The 15,893-nt window shown below is 70.4% G+C and carries 14 protein-coding genes and 1 pseudogene; 7 read left to right on the forward strand and 8 right to left on the reverse strand.

Annotation, left to right across the window (positions count from 1 at the left end; translation table 11 throughout):
- The first annotated feature begins 75 nt into the window (after nt 1-75).
- The 4 genes from AB0M36_RS28520 to AB0M36_RS28535 all read left to right on the forward strand — a co-directional run bounded on the left by AB0M36_RS28520 (nt 76) and on the right by AB0M36_RS28535 (nt 3,555).
- Nucleotides 76-1,056, forward strand: coding sequence for a permease (locus tag AB0M36_RS28520; protein ID WP_364163914.1), 981 nt, complete (start codon nt 76-78; stop codon nt 1,054-1,056).
- Nucleotides 1,053-1,763, forward strand: a complete 711-nt coding sequence (locus AB0M36_RS28525) for a TIGR03943 family protein (protein ID WP_364163320.1) — start codon at nt 1,053-1,055, stop codon at nt 1,761-1,763. The genes AB0M36_RS28520 and AB0M36_RS28525 overlap by 4 nt, the downstream gene beginning before the upstream one ends.
- A complete protein-coding gene (locus AB0M36_RS28530; RefSeq protein ID WP_364163322.1) occupies nt 1,760-2,845 on the forward strand; it encodes a hypothetical protein in 1,086 nt (361 codons plus the stop codon). The genes AB0M36_RS28525 and AB0M36_RS28530 overlap by 4 nt, the downstream gene beginning before the upstream one ends.
- A 137-nt stretch (nt 2,846-2,982) precedes the next feature.
- On the forward strand, nt 2,983-3,555 hold the full coding sequence (locus AB0M36_RS28535; RefSeq protein WP_364163325.1) for a GAF domain-containing protein: 573 nt from the start codon (nt 2,983-2,985) through the stop codon (nt 3,553-3,555).
- 433 nt (nt 3,556-3,988) lie between these two features.
- Here the strand turns inward: AB0M36_RS28535 and AB0M36_RS28540 are convergent, their stop codons facing one another.
- The 8 genes and pseudogenes from AB0M36_RS28540 to AB0M36_RS28575 all read right to left on the reverse strand — a co-directional run bounded on the left by AB0M36_RS28540 (nt 3,989) and on the right by AB0M36_RS28575 (nt 13,783).
- The gene (locus AB0M36_RS28540) at nt 3,989-4,612 is read right to left on the reverse strand and encodes a hypothetical protein (protein ID WP_364163328.1); all 624 of its coding nucleotides are present in this window, start codon (nt 4,610-4,612) and stop codon (nt 3,989-3,991) included.
- On the reverse strand, nt 4,609-5,439 hold the full coding sequence (locus AB0M36_RS28545) for an ATP-grasp domain-containing protein (protein WP_364163330.1): 831 nt from the start codon (nt 5,437-5,439) through the stop codon (nt 4,609-4,611). Before AB0M36_RS28545 ends, AB0M36_RS28540 begins: the two co-directional genes overlap by 4 nt.
- 98 nt (nt 5,440-5,537) lie before the next feature.
- Nucleotides 5,538-6,710 carry a hypothetical protein gene (locus AB0M36_RS28550; RefSeq protein ID WP_364163333.1) on the reverse strand — a complete coding sequence of 391 codons (1,173 nt, stop codon included), beginning with the start codon at nt 6,708-6,710 and terminating at the stop codon, nt 5,538-5,540.
- Between the two features lie 381 nt (nt 6,711-7,091).
- Nucleotides 7,092-7,972: pseudogene (locus AB0M36_RS28555) on the reverse strand (ATP-grasp domain-containing protein).
- A 50-nt stretch (nt 7,973-8,022) separates the two neighbouring features.
- Complete coding sequence (locus tag AB0M36_RS28560; protein WP_364163336.1) at nt 8,023-10,119, reverse strand: PhoX family phosphatase; 2,097 nt, start codon at nt 10,117-10,119, stop codon at nt 8,023-8,025.
- A gap of 79 nt (nt 10,120-10,198) precedes the next feature.
- Nucleotides 10,199-11,128 carry an FAD-dependent oxidoreductase gene (locus AB0M36_RS28565; RefSeq protein ID WP_364163339.1) on the reverse strand — a complete coding sequence of 310 codons (930 nt, stop codon included), beginning with the start codon at nt 11,126-11,128 and terminating at the stop codon, nt 10,199-10,201.
- A gap of 177 nt (nt 11,129-11,305) precedes the next feature.
- Nucleotides 11,306-13,414 (reverse strand): glycogen debranching protein GlgX, encoded by a 2,109-nt coding sequence (glgX, locus tag AB0M36_RS28570; RefSeq protein ID WP_364163342.1) that lies wholly within the window; start codon nt 13,412-13,414, stop codon nt 11,306-11,308.
- A gap of 141 nt (nt 13,415-13,555) precedes the next feature.
- On the reverse strand, nt 13,556-13,783 hold the full coding sequence (locus AB0M36_RS28575; protein ID WP_364163345.1) for a hypothetical protein: 228 nt from the start codon (nt 13,781-13,783) through the stop codon (nt 13,556-13,558).
- A 171-nt stretch (nt 13,784-13,954) separates the two neighbouring features.
- Here AB0M36_RS28575 and AB0M36_RS28580 point away from each other — a divergent pair, with 171 nt between their 5' ends.
- Genes AB0M36_RS28580 through AB0M36_RS28590 form a run of 3 tightly spaced genes read left to right on the forward strand, consistent with a single transcriptional unit; the run spans nt 13,955 to nt 15,864 of the window.
- Entirely contained in the window at nt 13,955-14,635 is a 681-nt protein-coding gene (locus AB0M36_RS28580) for a hypothetical protein (protein WP_364163348.1), read from the forward strand.
- Complete coding sequence (locus AB0M36_RS28585) at nt 14,635-14,991, forward strand: hypothetical protein (RefSeq protein ID WP_364163350.1); 357 nt, start codon at nt 14,635-14,637, stop codon at nt 14,989-14,991. The genes AB0M36_RS28580 and AB0M36_RS28585 overlap by 1 nt, the downstream gene beginning before the upstream one ends.
- A gap of 30 nt (nt 14,992-15,021) precedes the next feature.
- On the forward strand, nt 15,022-15,864 hold the full coding sequence (locus AB0M36_RS28590; protein ID WP_364163353.1) for a hypothetical protein: 843 nt from the start codon (nt 15,022-15,024) through the stop codon (nt 15,862-15,864).
- Nucleotides 15,865-15,893: the final 29 nt, after the last annotated feature.

Genomic DNA, 15,893 nt, shown 5'->3' on the forward strand with positions numbered 1-15,893 from the left:
GCACTCGGGTAGGGTGGGGCGCGGCCCGCACCCGACCGTGACCCGGAGCGCCCCCTGTTGACAGCAACCGACCAGATCGACGTGGCCGAGAAGCCGCCCGCGCACAAGAACCGGTTCGGCTCGGTCGAGGCCCTCGCGGTCCTGCTGGTACTGCTGGTCGTCTTCCGGGGCCCGCTGGCCTCGCTGGTCTCCGACGCGCGGCTGCAGACCTGGACCACGGTCTTCGTCTCCGTACTGGTGCAGGCCGTCCCGTTCCTGGTCTTCGGGGTGGCGCTGTCCGCGGTCATCGCCGTGTTCGTGCCCCGCTCGTTCTGGGCCCGGGCGCTGCCGAAGCATCCCGCGCTGGCCGTCCCCGCCGCCAGCCTCGCCGGAGTGGTGCTGCCCGGCTGCGAATGCGGCAGCGTCCCGATCGCGGGCTCCCTCATCCGCCGCGGCGTCACCCCGGCGGCGGCGCTGGCGTTCCTGCTCGCCGCGCCGGCGATCAACCCCATCGTGCTGACCGCGACGGCGGTCGCCTTCCCGGACGATCCCGCGATGGTCGTCGCCCGCGGCATCGCGAGCCTCGTCGTCGCCGTGGCGATGGGCTGGCTCTGGCTCCGCCTCGGCAAGGCCGAGTGGATCAAGCTGCCGCACCGCCCGGACCTCGAGGACATGAGCCGCGGAAACGCCTTCTGGGCGGCCGCGCGCCACGACGTGATGCACGCCGGCGGCTTCCTGGTCCTGGGCGCCGCGGCGGCCGCGACGATCAACGTGGCCGTGCCGGAGGCCTGGCTCAACGCCCTGGCGGACAACCCGGTGCTGTCCGTGCTGGCCCTCGCCGTCCTTGCCGTCCTGCTGTCGATCTGCAGCGAGGCCGACGCGTTCGTGGCCGCCTCGCTCTCGCAGTTCTCCCTGACCTCCAGGCTGGTGTTCCTCGTGGTCGGCCCGATGGTCGACCTCAAACTGATCAGCATGCAGACCGGCGTGTTCGGCCGCCGCTTCGCCGCACGCTTCGCACCCGTGACCTTCGCCGTCGCGGTCCTCGTCGCCACGGGCACCGGGCTGGTGCTGCTGTGAACCGGCAGGCCCAGGCGGTGATCATGCTGCTGTTCGGCGGGGCGATCCTCAAGGCCAGCCTCGGCGACCTCTACCTGCGCTACGTCAAGGAAGGCCTACAACCCTTCCTCATCGGCGCGGGCTTGCTGCTGGTCGCGGCGGGCGTCATGACACTGTGGTACGAGCTGCGCCCCCGAGGCGCCGCGGCGGCAGCACCCGACGACCACCACGAGCCGCGGGTCGGCTGGCTGCTGATCCTGCCCGTGCTGGGCCTGCTGCTGGTGGCGCCGCCCGCGCTCGGTTCATACGCCGCGGGGCAGGCCGGCAGCGTGCTCAGCGCCCAGGGATCCGAGTCGGACTACCCGCCGTTGCCGGCCGGCGACCCCGTCGACGTGGGCCTGCTGGACTACGCGTCCCGGGCGGTGTTCGACCAGGGCCGCAGCCTGACCGGCCGCACCCTGCGGCTCACCGGTTTCGTCACACCGGGGCCGGACGGCGAGCCCATGCTGGCCCGCATGGTCCTGTCCTGCTGCGCCGCCGACGGCCGACCGATCAAGGTGGGCCTCACCGGGAACGGACCCACCGGCGCCGCCCCGGACACGTGGGTACAGGTCGTCGGCGAGTACAGCGCACAGGTCGGCGAGGACCCGGTCAACGGCGCCGACGTGCCGTACCTGCGGGTGCGAAGCTGGCAGGAGGTCACCCCGCCGAAGCAGCAGTACGAATGAGCGACGGTCGGCGGCTGCGCGTCCCCGTCGGGGTGGCGCTGGCAGTCTCGCTGGGCGCCGCCGGGCTGCTCCTCGCGTACCCGCAGGAGCGCGACAAGCCCACGGCCGCGAGCCGGACGAACCTGGCGACGGCATGGCCCGGCGCCGGACGGGCCGAGATCCCCGGCAACCTGAGCGACGGACCGATCTTCCACCCGCAGCTCTTCCTCGACGCACGCACCAGCATCGGCACCGCACCGAGCCCCGACGGCACCGCACTGCGACTCGTGCTGCGCGCGGCCGACGGTTCGGTGCGGGAGCTGCGCCGGCGCCCGCTGACTTCGCATCCGGAGTTCGGCACCATGGCCGTCTCGGGCGCCGATCTGGTGTGGACCGAGTCGGCCGGCGGCGGACCTACCGAGCTCTGGACGGCCACGGCCTCCGGTGCCGGGGTCCGGCGCCTCACCCGCGACACCGGCAACGCGGTCTTCTTCGGCTCGCAGTGGGACGTGGTGATCGCCGACGGGCGGGCCTGGTGGGCCACGGCCACCGACGACCCGGACGTCACCGAGATCCGGTCGGTCCCGCTGACCGCAGGCCCCGTCACCGTACGCCGGGAGCCCGGCACCTGGGCCCTGACCGCCTGGCCGTGGCTGACCGACGGCGGCGGCGATCAGACCGGCACCACGAGGCTGCGCACGCTGACCGGCACCGAGGAACGCCGCGTCGCCTCGACCGGCACAGAGCTGGCCACCTGCGGACCGACCTGGTGCCGCGTGCTGGTGCTGACCCCGTCCGGCCTGGACCGCATCGACGCCATGCACCCGGACGGCTCCGAGCGGCGCCGCATCGCGGACGGGACGGCGGGCGCGGCGATCACGGACGTGGCGATCCTGGACCGCTTCGAGATCCTGTCGGAGGCGGACGCGAATTCCGCCCTGACCGGCACCGAGGGCCTGCTCGTCCACGACCTGCGGTACGGGCGGACGGTCGAGGTCAGCGCGGCGGTGGACGGGGTGTCCGCGCGCAATGGGGTGCTGTGGTGGTCGACGGGCGACCAGGACTCGCTGGTCTGGCACACCCTGGACCTGCGCACCGTCTGACCTCGCCTTTCCGGCGCGGCCTGTCGGGCTGGCATCTCGGCGCGGCTCTCAGGCTGCTTTCTTGTTTCTTGGCGTGGCCCCGAGCGGAAGGCACGATGCATTTTTGGGCCCGTTCACTGCTTGGAGGGATGCACGGCATGAGCTCGGATGTGGAATGCGGCTCCGCGGACGCACTTTCCCGGTTGCACCTACTGCTGGGTGCGGTGGCAGCCACACCGTCCGACGCGGACGTGGTCGAGCTCGGACTGAGCCAGGCCATCGCGGTGACCGGTGCCGGCAGCGCGGTCCTGGGCACCCTGCGGGACCCCGCGACGCTCGATCTGGCCATGGCGTCCGGGGGCGGCGGAAGCATCAGCCGCTGCGGCGCCCTCCGGGTCGGATCGCGCTATCCCCTGACGGACGCGATCGCACGCCAGCGATCGGTCTGGCTGTCGTCGGCGGCCGAGATCGCCGCCGCGTATCCGACCGCCGGCGGCCTGTGGGGACGTGCCTTCGCCGCGGTGCCGATCATGGTCCGCGGGCTGCCGATCGGCGCGATCGGCGTCATCCACGACGACGGCAACCACGTCTTCACCGACGCGGAACGCCTCTGCCTGCGAGCCATCGCGGACATCTGCGCCGTCGTCATGGCGCATCGGCAGGCCATCGGTATCGTCCGGCCGATGCCTCCCCTCGGCCACCGGTATGCCGCGCACGACGCCGGCCGCTGACGACCCGCGGCCCGGTTTCCCCGGACCGGGCCGCGGGTCACCGTTCCACCGGGCCGGGCCGGGCCGGGCCGGGCCGGGCCGGGCCGTGGCCGGGCCGGGCCGTGGCCGGGCCGGGCCGTGGCCGGGCCGTGGCCGGGACGGGCCGTGGCCGGGCCGTGGCCGGGCCGGGCCGGGCCGTGGCCGGGCCGCATGCCGAGAGCGCGCGATCCGGGCCATCGGACGCGACCGCGGGCCGAGAGCGGAAGCCAGGCCGTGGGCCGGGGTCGATGCCGACCCCGGCCCCGGCGGGCGTCAGCTACCGACCGGGGCGCCGTCCAGGCGCCAGGTCACCACGACCGCTGGCTTGGCGAAGTCGCCGTCGGGCCAGGTCGAGGCCGGCTTTTCCAGCGACGCGCCGGGTTGCCCGACCTGTTCGGCAAACCCGCACGGCTTATCAGTCGAGCTGGGGTTTCAGGGCCGCACGCCAGTGGTGGTCCGGAATGGTGACGTCCAGCGCGTCGTCGAGCCACCGACGGGCCGGACCGTCGAGGTGCGCAAGCGCGGCGGCGAAGTCGATCTCGTCCTTGGCACGCTGTCCCTCCGGCATCGCCTTGTAGTAGAGCTGCACCTCGGGGGCCAGATAGGGCCAGCCCTCGTGCGTGCGTCGACCGAAGCGGGCGAGCGGGAGTGTCACCGCCGGATCGCGTCGTGAGCGCCACCACCCGCCGTCAGCCTCGTCGATCATGAATTGGATTCGCCAGGGCGAGTCAGGAGCCTCCCGACACCAGACGTCATGGACGTGGCCGGGCAGCGTCTCCCCGACGGGCCAGGGACGGAGCCGCCCGGGCGGATCGGCCGCCTGGAGGTCCCACCCCCGCAGCAGGCGATGGACGAGCCGCTGATCGCGTCGCAGAACCACCACGTCGATGTCCGCGTGGGGTCGCAGAGATCGGCCGGTGAACAACTCGATCGCGTAACCGCCGGCGATCCACCAAGGATCGCGAACGCCGTCGCGGTGGAAGCGTTCCACGACCTGCCGCGGAGTCCATGGCTCCCAGCGCCCAAGATCACCCGTCAACTCACTGTCCCGGACCTCGGGGCGCGGACGAACTGGTGATCGCGGGCGGACAGACGTCGGCGGGGGCCGGCGGCGCGCAGGACCACGTCGAGCACCCGGTCGGGGTCGGCGGCGTAACAGCTGCTGAACCAGGCCATGTTGGCCTCCACCACCGCCCAGTGTTCGTCGCCCCGGTCGGCATCGCGGACGATCCCGACGTCGACGACGACTGCGCTGGGCAGGCTGTCGGCGCAGGCGTCGAGCATCGCGGCCGCGAAGTCCAGCACGGCGTCCCGATGGGGGCAGTCGTCCAGGGGTGCGGGGTCGAGCCGGCCGAAGGTGGCGTAGCGGCTGGCGGCGTGGACCACGCCGTCGAGGACGAACAGCCGGTACTCGACCACGAACGTCACGACCTCGCTGACCAGCACCGGCGTGTCGGCGGGAAGGAGCCCGCCCGCGGGCAGCCGACTCCCGTCCGCGTAGACCCCGGCCGGCAGACCCTTCTCCCGGGGCTGCTTGACGAAGACCGGCGTGCGGGACCCGCGGGCCTCGCCCAGCGAGGTCAGCGTCACCTCGCGCCGGGCGAACTCGGCCGGTAACCGCACCAGCCAGTCGTCGGCCGGTTCCAGCGGGGCCAGATCGAGGTCCGCGGCGACCGCGCCGGCGAACACCGGACCGCCGTAGAGGTGCCCACCCGAGGCGCCACGCAGCCGCGCCGGCACCGCACCGACCGGAAAGCGCTCGACCGCCATGCCTCGGCGCCTCGCCGCCTCGGCCAGCAACTCGGCCGTGCTGTTGGGCCGCGGCGGCAACACGAGAAAGTCGGTCACGGGACGGGCGGCGCTCATGGCGAACCATTCTGGCTCCCCAACCGCGATCCTGTCGCGGGCATTTCCCCCTGCGGCTTCCGGCCGGCTTGCCTCTTCCGCGTACGAGGGCGCTGGGTTCACGTGGTTGTGGGTCCTGACTCCGAAGGGCGGGCCGTTTGGCCGACTTCCTGAGTGCGTTCCCGGGCCGCAGCCTGCTGCAGAACGCCGTAGCGGTGGAGTGCCTGCGGATCGCCGACGTGTTCGGCAGCCGCGAGTGCGGCGTCGAGGACTCCGTCCATCCAGAGTCGGGGAATCCCTCGCAGATCCTGCTCGCTCGCGGCAAGGAGACGCCGGGCGGCGGAGGCGGCGGGTGCGATCGGGACGAGTAGGAAGCACTCTTTGACGAAGTGCCGCCAATTCCCTTGCTCAAAGCCGTGCTTGTCGGACGGCAGGACGCGCTGGACCTCCTGAAGCGTTTGACAGGCGCCCGCGAAGTCGCCGGTTCGTCGTTGCAGCCGGGCGAGGGTGAGCAGTTTGCTCGTCTTCGCTCCCGGCCATGAGTCGCTCAGCGCGACGGCTTCTATCTGAACATCCACGGCTTCGGTGAGATAGCCGAGATGGGCGAGGTGAAACTGCAGGGTGTTGAGCGTGGTGGCGGTTCGCGGTTCGCCTGCCGCCCACTCGGTCATGAACTGGCGCGATGCTTCGCGCTCGCCCAGGCGCTTGGCGTGGCGGGCCCACGCCTTGAGCCCTTCGTCGGCGGGGTTGGCCGGGAATCGTACGCGTTGCTGGTCGAGCCACTCGTCGACGGCGGCATCGGTATGGCGGGCCGATGTGATGTCTCCCAGGATGCGGTCGCGGTCAGGGCGAGAGCTGGTACGTACCATCTCGGTACTGGCGGCGATGCCTGCGGTGAGCAGGTGGTAGAGGTGGTAGCCCAGGGCCGTATCGAAGCTGAGGTTCTTGGCGGCCCAGTGCAGCCACAGGTCCTCGACCTGCCGGTGCTCCGCGACCAGGAACCCCGCCAGGGTCAGGTCAGGGGCCAGGCCCGACGGGACGGCCTCGCGGTAGTACATGGTCTGCTGCTGGAGGAGGAAGCGCAGGAGCGGAAGATCATGAGGGCGGCGGTCATATTGCAGTGCCCACAGAACCGCGAAGCGGGCGGCTCGGTTGCGGTCGGTCAAGCGACCGTCGTCGGTGCCCTGACCGCGGTAAGCGAGGTCCGCCCACGTCGCCTGGTCCCGTCGGGCTCGTTCGAGAGCAATCCTGGGTTCCCGCAGTAGTCGGTCCTGCTCCTCGGCGGTATTCATCGTTGTCCCCTGGCTTGGTATTCGGTGACTCTTTCGGCCTGTCGTTCGCCCAGCGTGGCGGTGGAACCTTACGGCTTAGTGGCGCAGCAAGCACGCACTGTGGTCTTGAGTTCCTCGACCAACCTCTCTGGACAGCACACCTAGGGGAAGGTCGATCACCTCGTTGTCGTAGTCCCCGCGAGCCAGTGTGCGGCCCACCAGGGGACGCGTTCGGTGGGTGCGATGCTGAGGACGAACCAGGCATCCACCGTGATCGGTGGTGGGGTTTGCCGGTCGTGGTCTTGTTTAGTCATCGGCCGCCACCAGCAGGGACAGGGTGCGGTTCACCCGGTCGATGGGTACCCGCCTCGGACAGGCGGAAGCGCGAGGAGAGACAGCCACTCAGCGTGCAGGATCGGGGGCGGGCGTCCGCAGGAAGGGGCGGTCGCGGTCGCTGATCGCGGTTGCGGGGGCGGCGGCGCGGAGCACGACGTCCAGGACCCGGTCGGGGTCGGCGGTGTAGGCGCCGCTGGCCCATGCCGCGTTGGCTTCGATCACCGCCCACTGGCCGTCGACGGTGCCGATGTCGACGACGATCGCCGAGGCAGGGTCTGTGCCGTCGCGGCCAGCAGGTCCTCGCCGAAGGCGACCGCGTCGGCGCCGGCGGGGCCGAGGTGCAGCCGGCCCTGGTCGGCGTACTGGCTGCCGGCATGCACGGCGCTGTCGAGCAGGTGCAAGCGGTATTCGGCGGTGAAGTCGACGAGGTCGCTGACGAGTACGGGCGTGTCCGGGTCGACGGCGTCCGGCCCGGGTAGGCGGGAACCGTCGGTGTAGATCATCGCCTTGATGCTCTTGTCGTTCGGTGACTTGATGAACGCCGGCCGGCGCAGCTGGTACGCCTCTCGGATCGGGACCAGGGTGAGGTCTCGGCGGGTGAGCTCGCGGGGAAGGAGGGTGAGCCAGCCGGCGGGGGCTTCGAGCAGGGCGACGCCCACCAGCGGCGCCACGGCGTCGGCGAACGTCGGTCCGGCGTGGAGGTGGTCCGCGGTCAGGCCGGCGGGCACGGTGAAGCTCGGCAGCTGCACCGTGGCCAGCCCGCGGCGTTGCGCGGTGTCACGCAACCGCGCGGCGGACGCGGTCAGGCGCGGTGGCAGCAGGAGCCGCTCGGTCAATGCAGGGCCCGCAGGATGTCCGTCATGGCCGCGGAGAGTTTCGGGTTCTGTGGTGGGAGTGGCCGCATCGGATCGAACGATATCTGATCTTGGGCACGGAGGTTTCCCCACAGTGGCGGGGATTTGTGCCGGTGGGGCACAGTGCCGGCGACCCGCGCGCGTCAGGTGCCGATGGGGCAGCCGTCCGGGCGCCAGGTCACCACGACCGCCGGCTTGGCGTAGTCGCCGTCGGGCCAGGTGGAGGCCGGGTCGTCCACCGTGGCGCCGGTGATTTCGCCGGGGTGTTGCACCGCTACGAATACCGAGCGGCCGTCGTTCGTGATGAAGGGGCCGCAGGTCTCGCCGCCTGGGGGTACGGTGAGGAACTGCTTGAGGTGGCCGCGCTCGGGTCCCTCGATCGGTGTCGCGAACAGGCCGTCGTTGCTGCCGAGCGCGTTGCCGTCGGTGGAGATCCAGAGGTTGCCCGCACGGTCGAAGGCGACGTTGTCCGGGCAGGAGATCGGCGAGACCGCGTTCTTGTCATAGCCGGCGAAGTACGTCGCCGGGTCGTCCGGATCGCCGCAGACGATCGGCAGCGACCAGGTGAAGGTTTCCCCGGTGTGGTCGCCGGCGTCCTCGGTGATCTCGAGGATCTGGCCGTGCTTGTTGGCCGCTCGCGGGGCCGCCTCGTCCACGCCGGGATAGGTGCCGACGCCCCGGTTGCTGTTGTTGGTGAGCGCCGCGTAGATCTTCCCGGTGACCAGGCTGGGTTGCACGTCCTCGGGCCGGTCCATCTTGGTCGCGCCGACCGCGTCGCCGCCTAGGCGGGCGTACGTGAGGACTTCCACGACGCTCATGCCCGGGACGTACGAGCGGTGGCCGGAGGCGAGTTTGATCCAGCGTCCCGTACCGTCAAAGGCGCCGTCGGATGGCAGTTTGCCGGTGCCGTCGATCTCCGCCGCCGGACTGTCGCCGGTCAACTTCGCCACATACAATGTGCCCGACTCCAACAAGGTCAGGTTGTGTCGCCGGTTGCCGGGGACGAACTTCTTCTCGGAGACGAACTTGTAGAGGTAGTCGAAGCGTTCGTCGTCACCCATGTACGCCACCACGTGACCGCTCCTGGCCACGATCACGTTGGCGCCCTCGTGCTTGAACCTGCCCATCGCCGTGTGCTTACGCGGCCGCGACTGCGGATCCTGCGGATCGACCTCCACGATCCACCCGAACCGGTGCGCCTCATTCGGGTGCTTCGCCAGGTCGAACCGCTCCTGCGCCCGCTCCCAGCGCCGCGACCCGGCCGGGTAGCGGGCCGTGGTCAGGATGCCGTAGCGGGCGAGGGTGGGCTTGAGCGCCTCGGGTGCCTGGTCGCCGCCGACGAAGTACTGGTTGAAGTTCTCCTCGCCCGACAACACCGTGCCCCACGGCGTGAGCCCCCCGGCGCAGTTGTTCAGGGTGCCGATGGGGGTGGTGCCCGCCGGATCCTCGGCCGTGCGCAGCAGCGACGAACCCGCGGCCGGGCCGGTGAAGCGGAACGGCGACTCCAGCATCGTGAACCGACGGTTGTACGGCAGCCGGTTGCCGCGCACCGGACGCCACCGCCCGGTGCGGCCTACCCGCTCGAGCTCGACCACCGACATGCCGTGGGCCGCCATCGTCACCCGCACCTGCTCCACGGTCATCGCCTCGTGGGTGGTGAAGCCGGGGAACATCAGCTCCTCGTTGGTGTACTCGTGGTTGGACACGAGCAGCGCCCGGCGCCCGTCGTGTCCGAGCGGCAGCACGGCGAGGAAGTCGTTGTTGTAGCCGAACTGGCTCAGCTGCCGGTCGGCGGTCTGCTGGTGCAGGTCGAACGCGGGCGCGCCGGGCAGGATCGGGTCACCCCACCGGATCACGACGGCCGAGTCGTAGCCGTTGGGCACGATCACGGCGTCGACCGTGTTCGGTGGGACAGGAGTGAAGGTGAGGGCGCCTGGCGCCGGGCCGCGGCCGACCGGGGCGGGCGCGGCTGCGGCGGTGGTCGCGGACCCCGCCGAGGCGGCGGCACCGAAGCCGAGCACCAGGGCGCCGGCGGCGCCGAGCCGGACGAGGCCGCGCCGGGTCATCCCGGCACGGACCAGATCGCCAAGGTACGGGTTGCCGGAGGTGTTCGGCACGGGGTGATCGCAGGCGTTGCCGCAACGGTACAGGCAGGTCATGGCGTCGCGCCCGGCATGGGGAGGCGGTCCGGAGCGGGTGGAGAGCAGCGGCAACGGCAGCGGTGCCGGTCGTGGAGACATGACCCTCAGAGCTCCTCGCAGATCGACTTCGGTGAGTCTAAGCGGGACTCTGGGTAAACGGAAGGTTAACGCTCAGCAATCAGAGTGCCAGGGAGGCGATCTCGTCCGCGCAGCCCCAGGACAGGGTCATTCCGGCGCCGCCGTGGCCGTACGCGTGGACCACCGTCCCGCCGGGGAACTTCTCGATCTCCACCCGTGGCCCGCCTCGCCTAGCCGGACGCAGCCCGACCTTCTCCCCCACCACCGGCGCACCCGCCAGCTCCGGCACGAGCGCGAGACACCGCTCGAGGATCGCGTGGCGAGTCGCCGGGTCGGGGGTCGTGTTCCAGCTGTTCTCCTCGAAGGTGCCGCCGAGCACGACGTCGCGGGTGCGCGGATGCACGTAGGTGCTGGGCCGGGCCAGGTCACGCACCGAGACGAAGACGCCGGTGTTGGCGACCAGCACGATCTGCCCGCGTACCGGATAGACCTCGGGGTCGCCGCAGAGTGAGCCGGCGGCGAGTCCGGTGGCGTTGACGACCACCGGAGCCTCGGCCAGGGCCTCCTCCAGCCGATCGACGCGGCGGCGCACCACCCGGCCACCGGCCCGCTCGAACCGCTGCCGCAACCACGGCAGGTAGAGGTCCATCTCGACCGCCGGGGCCTCGAAGCGCACCTCGCGCGTCCACGGCGCACCGATCGGCAGGTAACGCACCCGGCCGGCGGCGGGCGCCCACCACGGCTCGCCGGTCGCGCCGTCCCGTTCGAGATTGCGGTTCTCGCGGACCGACACCCCGGGGACGCGGTCGCGCGCCTGCCGGCGGAAGTACGCGTAGGTCGCGGCGGCCCAGGCGAGCAGCCGGGGCTCGAAAGTGAGGCCGGTCGGATACCAGGCGGCCGCGGCGACGGCGGAAACCGTCTCCGTGGGCCCGACCGGGCTCCACAGCGTCACGTCGGCGCCGCGCTCCCGCAGCCGCGTCGCCGCCGTCATCCCGATGATTCCGCCACCCACCACGATGACATCCGCCACGCCGCCATCCTGCGCCATAGCGGGTCGCCAGTCCGCCTGTCAGTCAACTTTGCGACGGACACGCGGACTCGTCCGGCCACGCGGCCGGGCGAGTCCTCGGGGATGGGATGACGTCGGTGGCGCCGTCGGACACGGTGACCTCGTCGTGGGTCGCGCCGGTTCTCGCAAAGGCGCGAGTCAGTAGCTGCAGCGCAGGACGACCATGGTGTGGCCGCCTACCTCGAGGAACCCCGCCGCCCGGACCAGCCTGCGGCGGCCGGCCAGCAGCGGGTCGGCGGTGTCGATCGCCTTCTCCCAGCTCCGACCGTACGAGCGTGGCGGCACCGTGAAGGTGACCCGCTCCGGCAGCGGGTTGAACAGCAGCAGGAACGAGTTGTCGGTGATCGGCTCGCCGAGGGCGTCGCGTTCCGGGATGCCGTGGCCGTTGAGGAAGACCGTCATCGTCATGCCGGACTGCGCCGTCCAGTCCGCCGGCGTCATCGGCTCGCCGTCGCGACGCAGCCAGGCGATGTCCGGCAGCTTCGAGTCGCCCGCCGGGTCGCCGGTGAAGAACCGCCGGCGGCGGAAGATCGGGTGTTCGGCGCGCAGCTTCGTCAGGCGCCGGGTGAACCCGGTCAGCACGTCGTGGTGCCGGGCGTCGGCCCAGTCGATCCAGCTCAGCTCGTTGTCCTGGGCGTACACGTTGTTGTTGCCGCGCTGGGTACGGCTCAGCTCGTCGCCGTGGGCGATCATGGGTACGCCCTGCGACAGCAGCAGCGTGGCGAGGAAGTTGCGCTTCTGCCGCTCGCGCAGCGCGACGACCTCCGGGTCGTCCGCCGGGCCCTCGACGCCGCAGTTCCAGGAGCGGTTGTGGCTCTCGCCGTCGCGGTTGTCCTCGCCGTTGGCGTCGTTGTGCTTGCCGTTGTAGGAGACCAGGTCGTTGAGGGTGAACCCGTCGTGCGCGGTGACGAAGTTGATCGAGGCGATGGGGCGGCGGCCGTCGATCTCGTACAGGTCCGAGGAGCCGGTGAAGCGGGACGCGAACTCGCCGAGGCTGGCCTGTTCGCCGCGCCAGAAGTCGCGGACGCTGTCGCGGTACTTGCCGTTCCACTCGGTCCACAGCGGCGGGAAGCCACCGACCTGGTATCCGCCGTCGCCGACGTCCCAGGGCTCGGCGATCAGCTTGACCTGGCTGACCACCGGGTCCTGGTTGACCAGGTCGAAGAAGGCGGCGAGGCGGTCGACCTCGTGGAACTCGCGGGCCAGCGCCGCGGCCAGGTCGAAGCGGAAGCCGTCGACGTGCATCTCGGTCACCCAGTAGCGCAGCGAGTCCATGATCAGTCGCAGCGACTCGTGGTGCCGCACGTTGAGGCTGTTCCCGGTGCCGGTGGTGTCGTAGTAGTACTGCTTGTCGCCGTCGACGAGCCGGTAGTACGCCGGGTTGTCGACGCCCCGGAACGACAGGGTGGGACCGAGGTGGTTGCCCTCGGCCGTGTGGTTGTAGACGACGTCGAGGATCACCTCGATGCCGGCCGCGTGCAGCGCCTTGACCATCGACTTGAACTCCTGGACCTGCCCGCCGCGACCGCCGAAGGAGGCGTAGTCGTTGTGCGGCGCGAAGAAGCCGATGGTGTTGTAGCCCCAGTAGTTGCTCAACCCGCGCTCGATCAACCCGCTGTCGTGCACGAACTGGTGCACCGGCATCAGCTCGACGGCGGTCACCCCGAGCTGCTGGAAGTGCTTGATCATCTCGGGGTGCGCCAGGCCCGAGTAGGTGCCCCGGACATCCTCCGGGATCTTGGGGTTGCGCACCGTCATGCCCTTGACGTGGGCCTCGTAGATGACCGTCTGGTGGAACGGGATCCGCAGCGGCCGGTCGTTGGCCCAGTCGAAGTAGGGATTCACCACCACGGAGCGCATCGCGTACGGGGCGGAGTCGGCGTCGTTGTACGAGCCCGGATCGCCGAAGTGGTACGAGAACAGCGCGTTGTCCCACTCGTTGTGCCCCTCGATCGCCTTCGCGTACGGGTCGAGCAGCAGCTTGTGCGGGTTGCACCGCACCCCCCGCGACGGGTCGTACGGGCCGTGCACCCGGTAGCCGTACCGCTGCCCCGGCACGATCCGCGGCAGGTATCCGTGCCACACCAGCGCCTCACGCTCAGGCAGGTCGATCCGGGTCTCCACGCCGTCGTCGTCGAACAGGCACAGCTCGACGCGCTCGGCGACCTCGGAGAAGAGGGCGAAGTTGGTGCCGCCGCCGTCGTAGGTGGCGCCGAGTGGATACGGATTGCCCGGCCAGATTCTCATGCGCACGCACCTACCCCCGGGCATCTGCGTCGAACCGCTTCGAAGAGCGGCCCGGTCCTGCGGGCGGGTGTCGGGCTCCAGCGCGAACACGGGCCGCACTACGGCCAGTTTCGCCGCGCCGGCCGCGGCCGACCCCGATCCTCACGCCCTCTTAAGGAAGGCGGTGAGCTGAAGCACCGTCCCGCCCGTGTTGGCGACGCTCACCAGCTCCCACCCGTGTTCCTTCAACATTCCGACGGCGGTCATCAACGCCGACAAAATACCCCCCGACACCCCCAGGTTGGCGATGACGGCCAGGTAGGGGAACGGATATGCCCGGGTATCGAACTGGCCGGCGAGGACACGCGCCGCGTCGACCTCGTGGTTCATGGGCATGGATGCTGGCTGCATGGGCACAACCTATCGTCAGTGGCCACCAGGGCGCAGACGGTGCCGGGCCCGGGGGTGAGCTATCGTGGCCTGCGACCGAGCATGATCACCCCATTCGGTGCCATCACTCACGAGGGCTCCCGCGAGGGTCGGGGGACCCAGATGTTGACGATGAAGCGCACCATCGCTCCGAACGATCCGCGTCTGTCCGACGCGCGCCGTTTCGCCGAGCACCTTCAACACACGATCGCGGAGACGCCCCGTGACCAGAGCGTCGGCGGACTCGACCGAATCCCCGGCGCGGACGCCGGCGACACGGTCACCTGCTACGTGGACGTCCGCGGCGAGTTCGTCGACCTCAGCCTGCGTTCCGACTGGTGGTACACGGTCGGGCCGTCCGGCGTCGCCTCCGCGGTGCTCGACGCGCTCGCGTTCGCCCAGGAGAAGAGCCTGATCGCGATGGCGATCCTCGAGCGACACGGGCGCCTGGCCGACGTGCGCCAGGAGAATCCGTACACGTTCCTGCACACGCCGGACGCGCCGTACCCCGCCGATCCGGAGGCCGAGATCGCCGAGGCGTACGCGAAGATCCGTCGCACCGTCGCGATCGTGGATGCCGCCGACCGGATCAGTCGCATGCACGACACCGCGCAGCAGCGCATCGTCGCCGGTCCGCGCGGCCTGTTCCGGGTGACCATGGCGGGTTTCGAGTTGCAGCAGGCGGACGTCGACCAGGGGGCCCTGTCCGCGGCGGACGCCGACCTGCTGGCCGAGGACGCACGCGAAGCGCTGCGGCAGGCCACACGCGAGAAGGACCCGAGGTACTGGTTCTCCAGGGAGGTCAAGGCGTAATGCCCGACGAGTATCCGTACTACCGAGCGGACGTCATCGAGGTCGCGACCGACGGTATCCGGGCCGAGGCCAGGAAATGGCTCGGGTTCTCCGACGAGATGGAGGACCTCGCCAAGACCATGAACGGCATGACGCTGCCGCCCTCGGCCTTCGCGGTCATCGACCTCGCGGGCATCATGACAAGCATCGACCAGTCGAACTCCTACACCACGACGCAGACATGGCTGACCGGGCTCTTCCGGGACGCGTCGGTCAAGATGGAGCAGTTCGGCGAGGCGCTGAAGAAGTGCGCCGACGAGTACGACCGCACCGACGGTCAGACCGCCAAGTCGTTCGACACCATCGCCAAGTCGTGACGTGTCCTGCCACGGGGAAAGGACTCTCCCTTGACTGACTCCGACCTCGCGCCGGCGACGAGCAGCGGTTACACGCCGGTCGCCATCGAGGCGTTCCAGGCCGCCGTCCAGCTGGTCGAGGACATGATCAAGAAGGTCCGGGACAAGCTCACCGAGCTGATCAACAACGTCAACACACTCATGCAAAAAGCCGTGGACGAGGTGAACGACAGCTTCTTCGGTAACTTCGTCGAGCTCTTCACCGGCGACCTCGAGGAGAATCTCGCGAACATCAAGACGATGACCGAGCAGGTCCGCGACAAGATCTCCGAGATCCTCACCAAGGCCGCCGAAGCGGTGGCCGGCGCCGTGCCGGTCGCGTCGTTGTTCTCCCACGGTTTCCAGATCAACGACCAGGTGACCCGGCCCCTGAGCGGCATGCACGGCGACATGACCGGCTCCGGCGAGGTCGACTCCTGGCACGGCCCCACCAAGGACACGTACGAGAAGCGCGTGAAGGACCAGCAGGACGCGGTCACCAACGCCACCGCCAAGGTCAAGAAGCTCGTGGAGTACCTGGGCGAGGCCGGCAACGGCAACATGTCGTACATGTCGAGCCTCGGCGAGCGGATGGCTCAGATCTACGGCAGCATCGTGACCGCCTGCGTCGACCTGGCGGCCATCGCAGTGGGCGCGCTCCCACAGGGTATCGCTCTGCTCGCCCACTTTTCCGAGGTCATCGGCACCGCCGCCGCCGAGATCATCGGCTACGCCTCGCAGCTCGCCGCCCGCATCACCCAGGTGCTCGATCAGATCCTGCAACTCGAAGCCGAGAAGGCCGACCTCACCGGTCTCACGAAGGACGGCATGTGGCCGGCCCCCGTCTCGGGCTGACGTTCGTCCGCGGTGATCAGGGAGATGAG

It is taken from the genome of Actinoplanes sp. NPDC051346 (assembly GCF_040682215.1).
In the GTDB taxonomy this organism is placed as follows: domain Bacteria; phylum Actinomycetota; class Actinomycetes; order Mycobacteriales; family Micromonosporaceae; genus Actinoplanes.

What these genes read in the sequence shown, in the direction of transcription:
- glgX (WP_364163342.1), bottom strand. Translation starts at nt 13,414, where the DNA reads ATGAGAATCTGGCCGGGCAATCCGTATCCACTCGGCGCCACCTACGAC.
- AB0M36_RS28530 (WP_364163322.1), top strand. Translation starts at nt 1,760, where the DNA reads ATGAGCGACGGTCGGCGGCTGCGCGTCCCCGTCGGGGTGGCGCTGGCA.
- AB0M36_RS28575 (WP_364163345.1), bottom strand. Translation starts at nt 13,783, where the DNA reads ATGAACCACGAGGTCGACGCGGCGCGTGTCCTCGCCGGCCAGTTCGAT.
- AB0M36_RS28550 (WP_364163333.1), bottom strand. Translation starts at nt 6,710, where the DNA reads ATGAATACCGCCGAGGAGCAGGACCGACTACTGCGGGAACCCAGGATT.
- AB0M36_RS28535 (WP_364163325.1), top strand. Translation starts at nt 2,983, where the DNA reads ATGAGCTCGGATGTGGAATGCGGCTCCGCGGACGCACTTTCCCGGTTG.
- AB0M36_RS28560 (WP_364163336.1), bottom strand. Translation starts at nt 10,119, where the DNA reads ATGTCTCCACGACCGGCACCGCTGCCGTTGCCGCTGCTCTCCACCCGC.
- AB0M36_RS28545 (WP_364163330.1), bottom strand. Translation starts at nt 5,439, where the DNA reads ATGAGCGCCGCCCGTCCCGTGACCGACTTTCTCGTGTTGCCGCCGCGG.
- AB0M36_RS28580 (WP_364163348.1), top strand. Translation starts at nt 13,955, where the DNA reads ATGAAGCGCACCATCGCTCCGAACGATCCGCGTCTGTCCGACGCGCGC.
- AB0M36_RS28585 (WP_364163350.1), top strand. Translation starts at nt 14,635, where the DNA reads ATGCCCGACGAGTATCCGTACTACCGAGCGGACGTCATCGAGGTCGCG.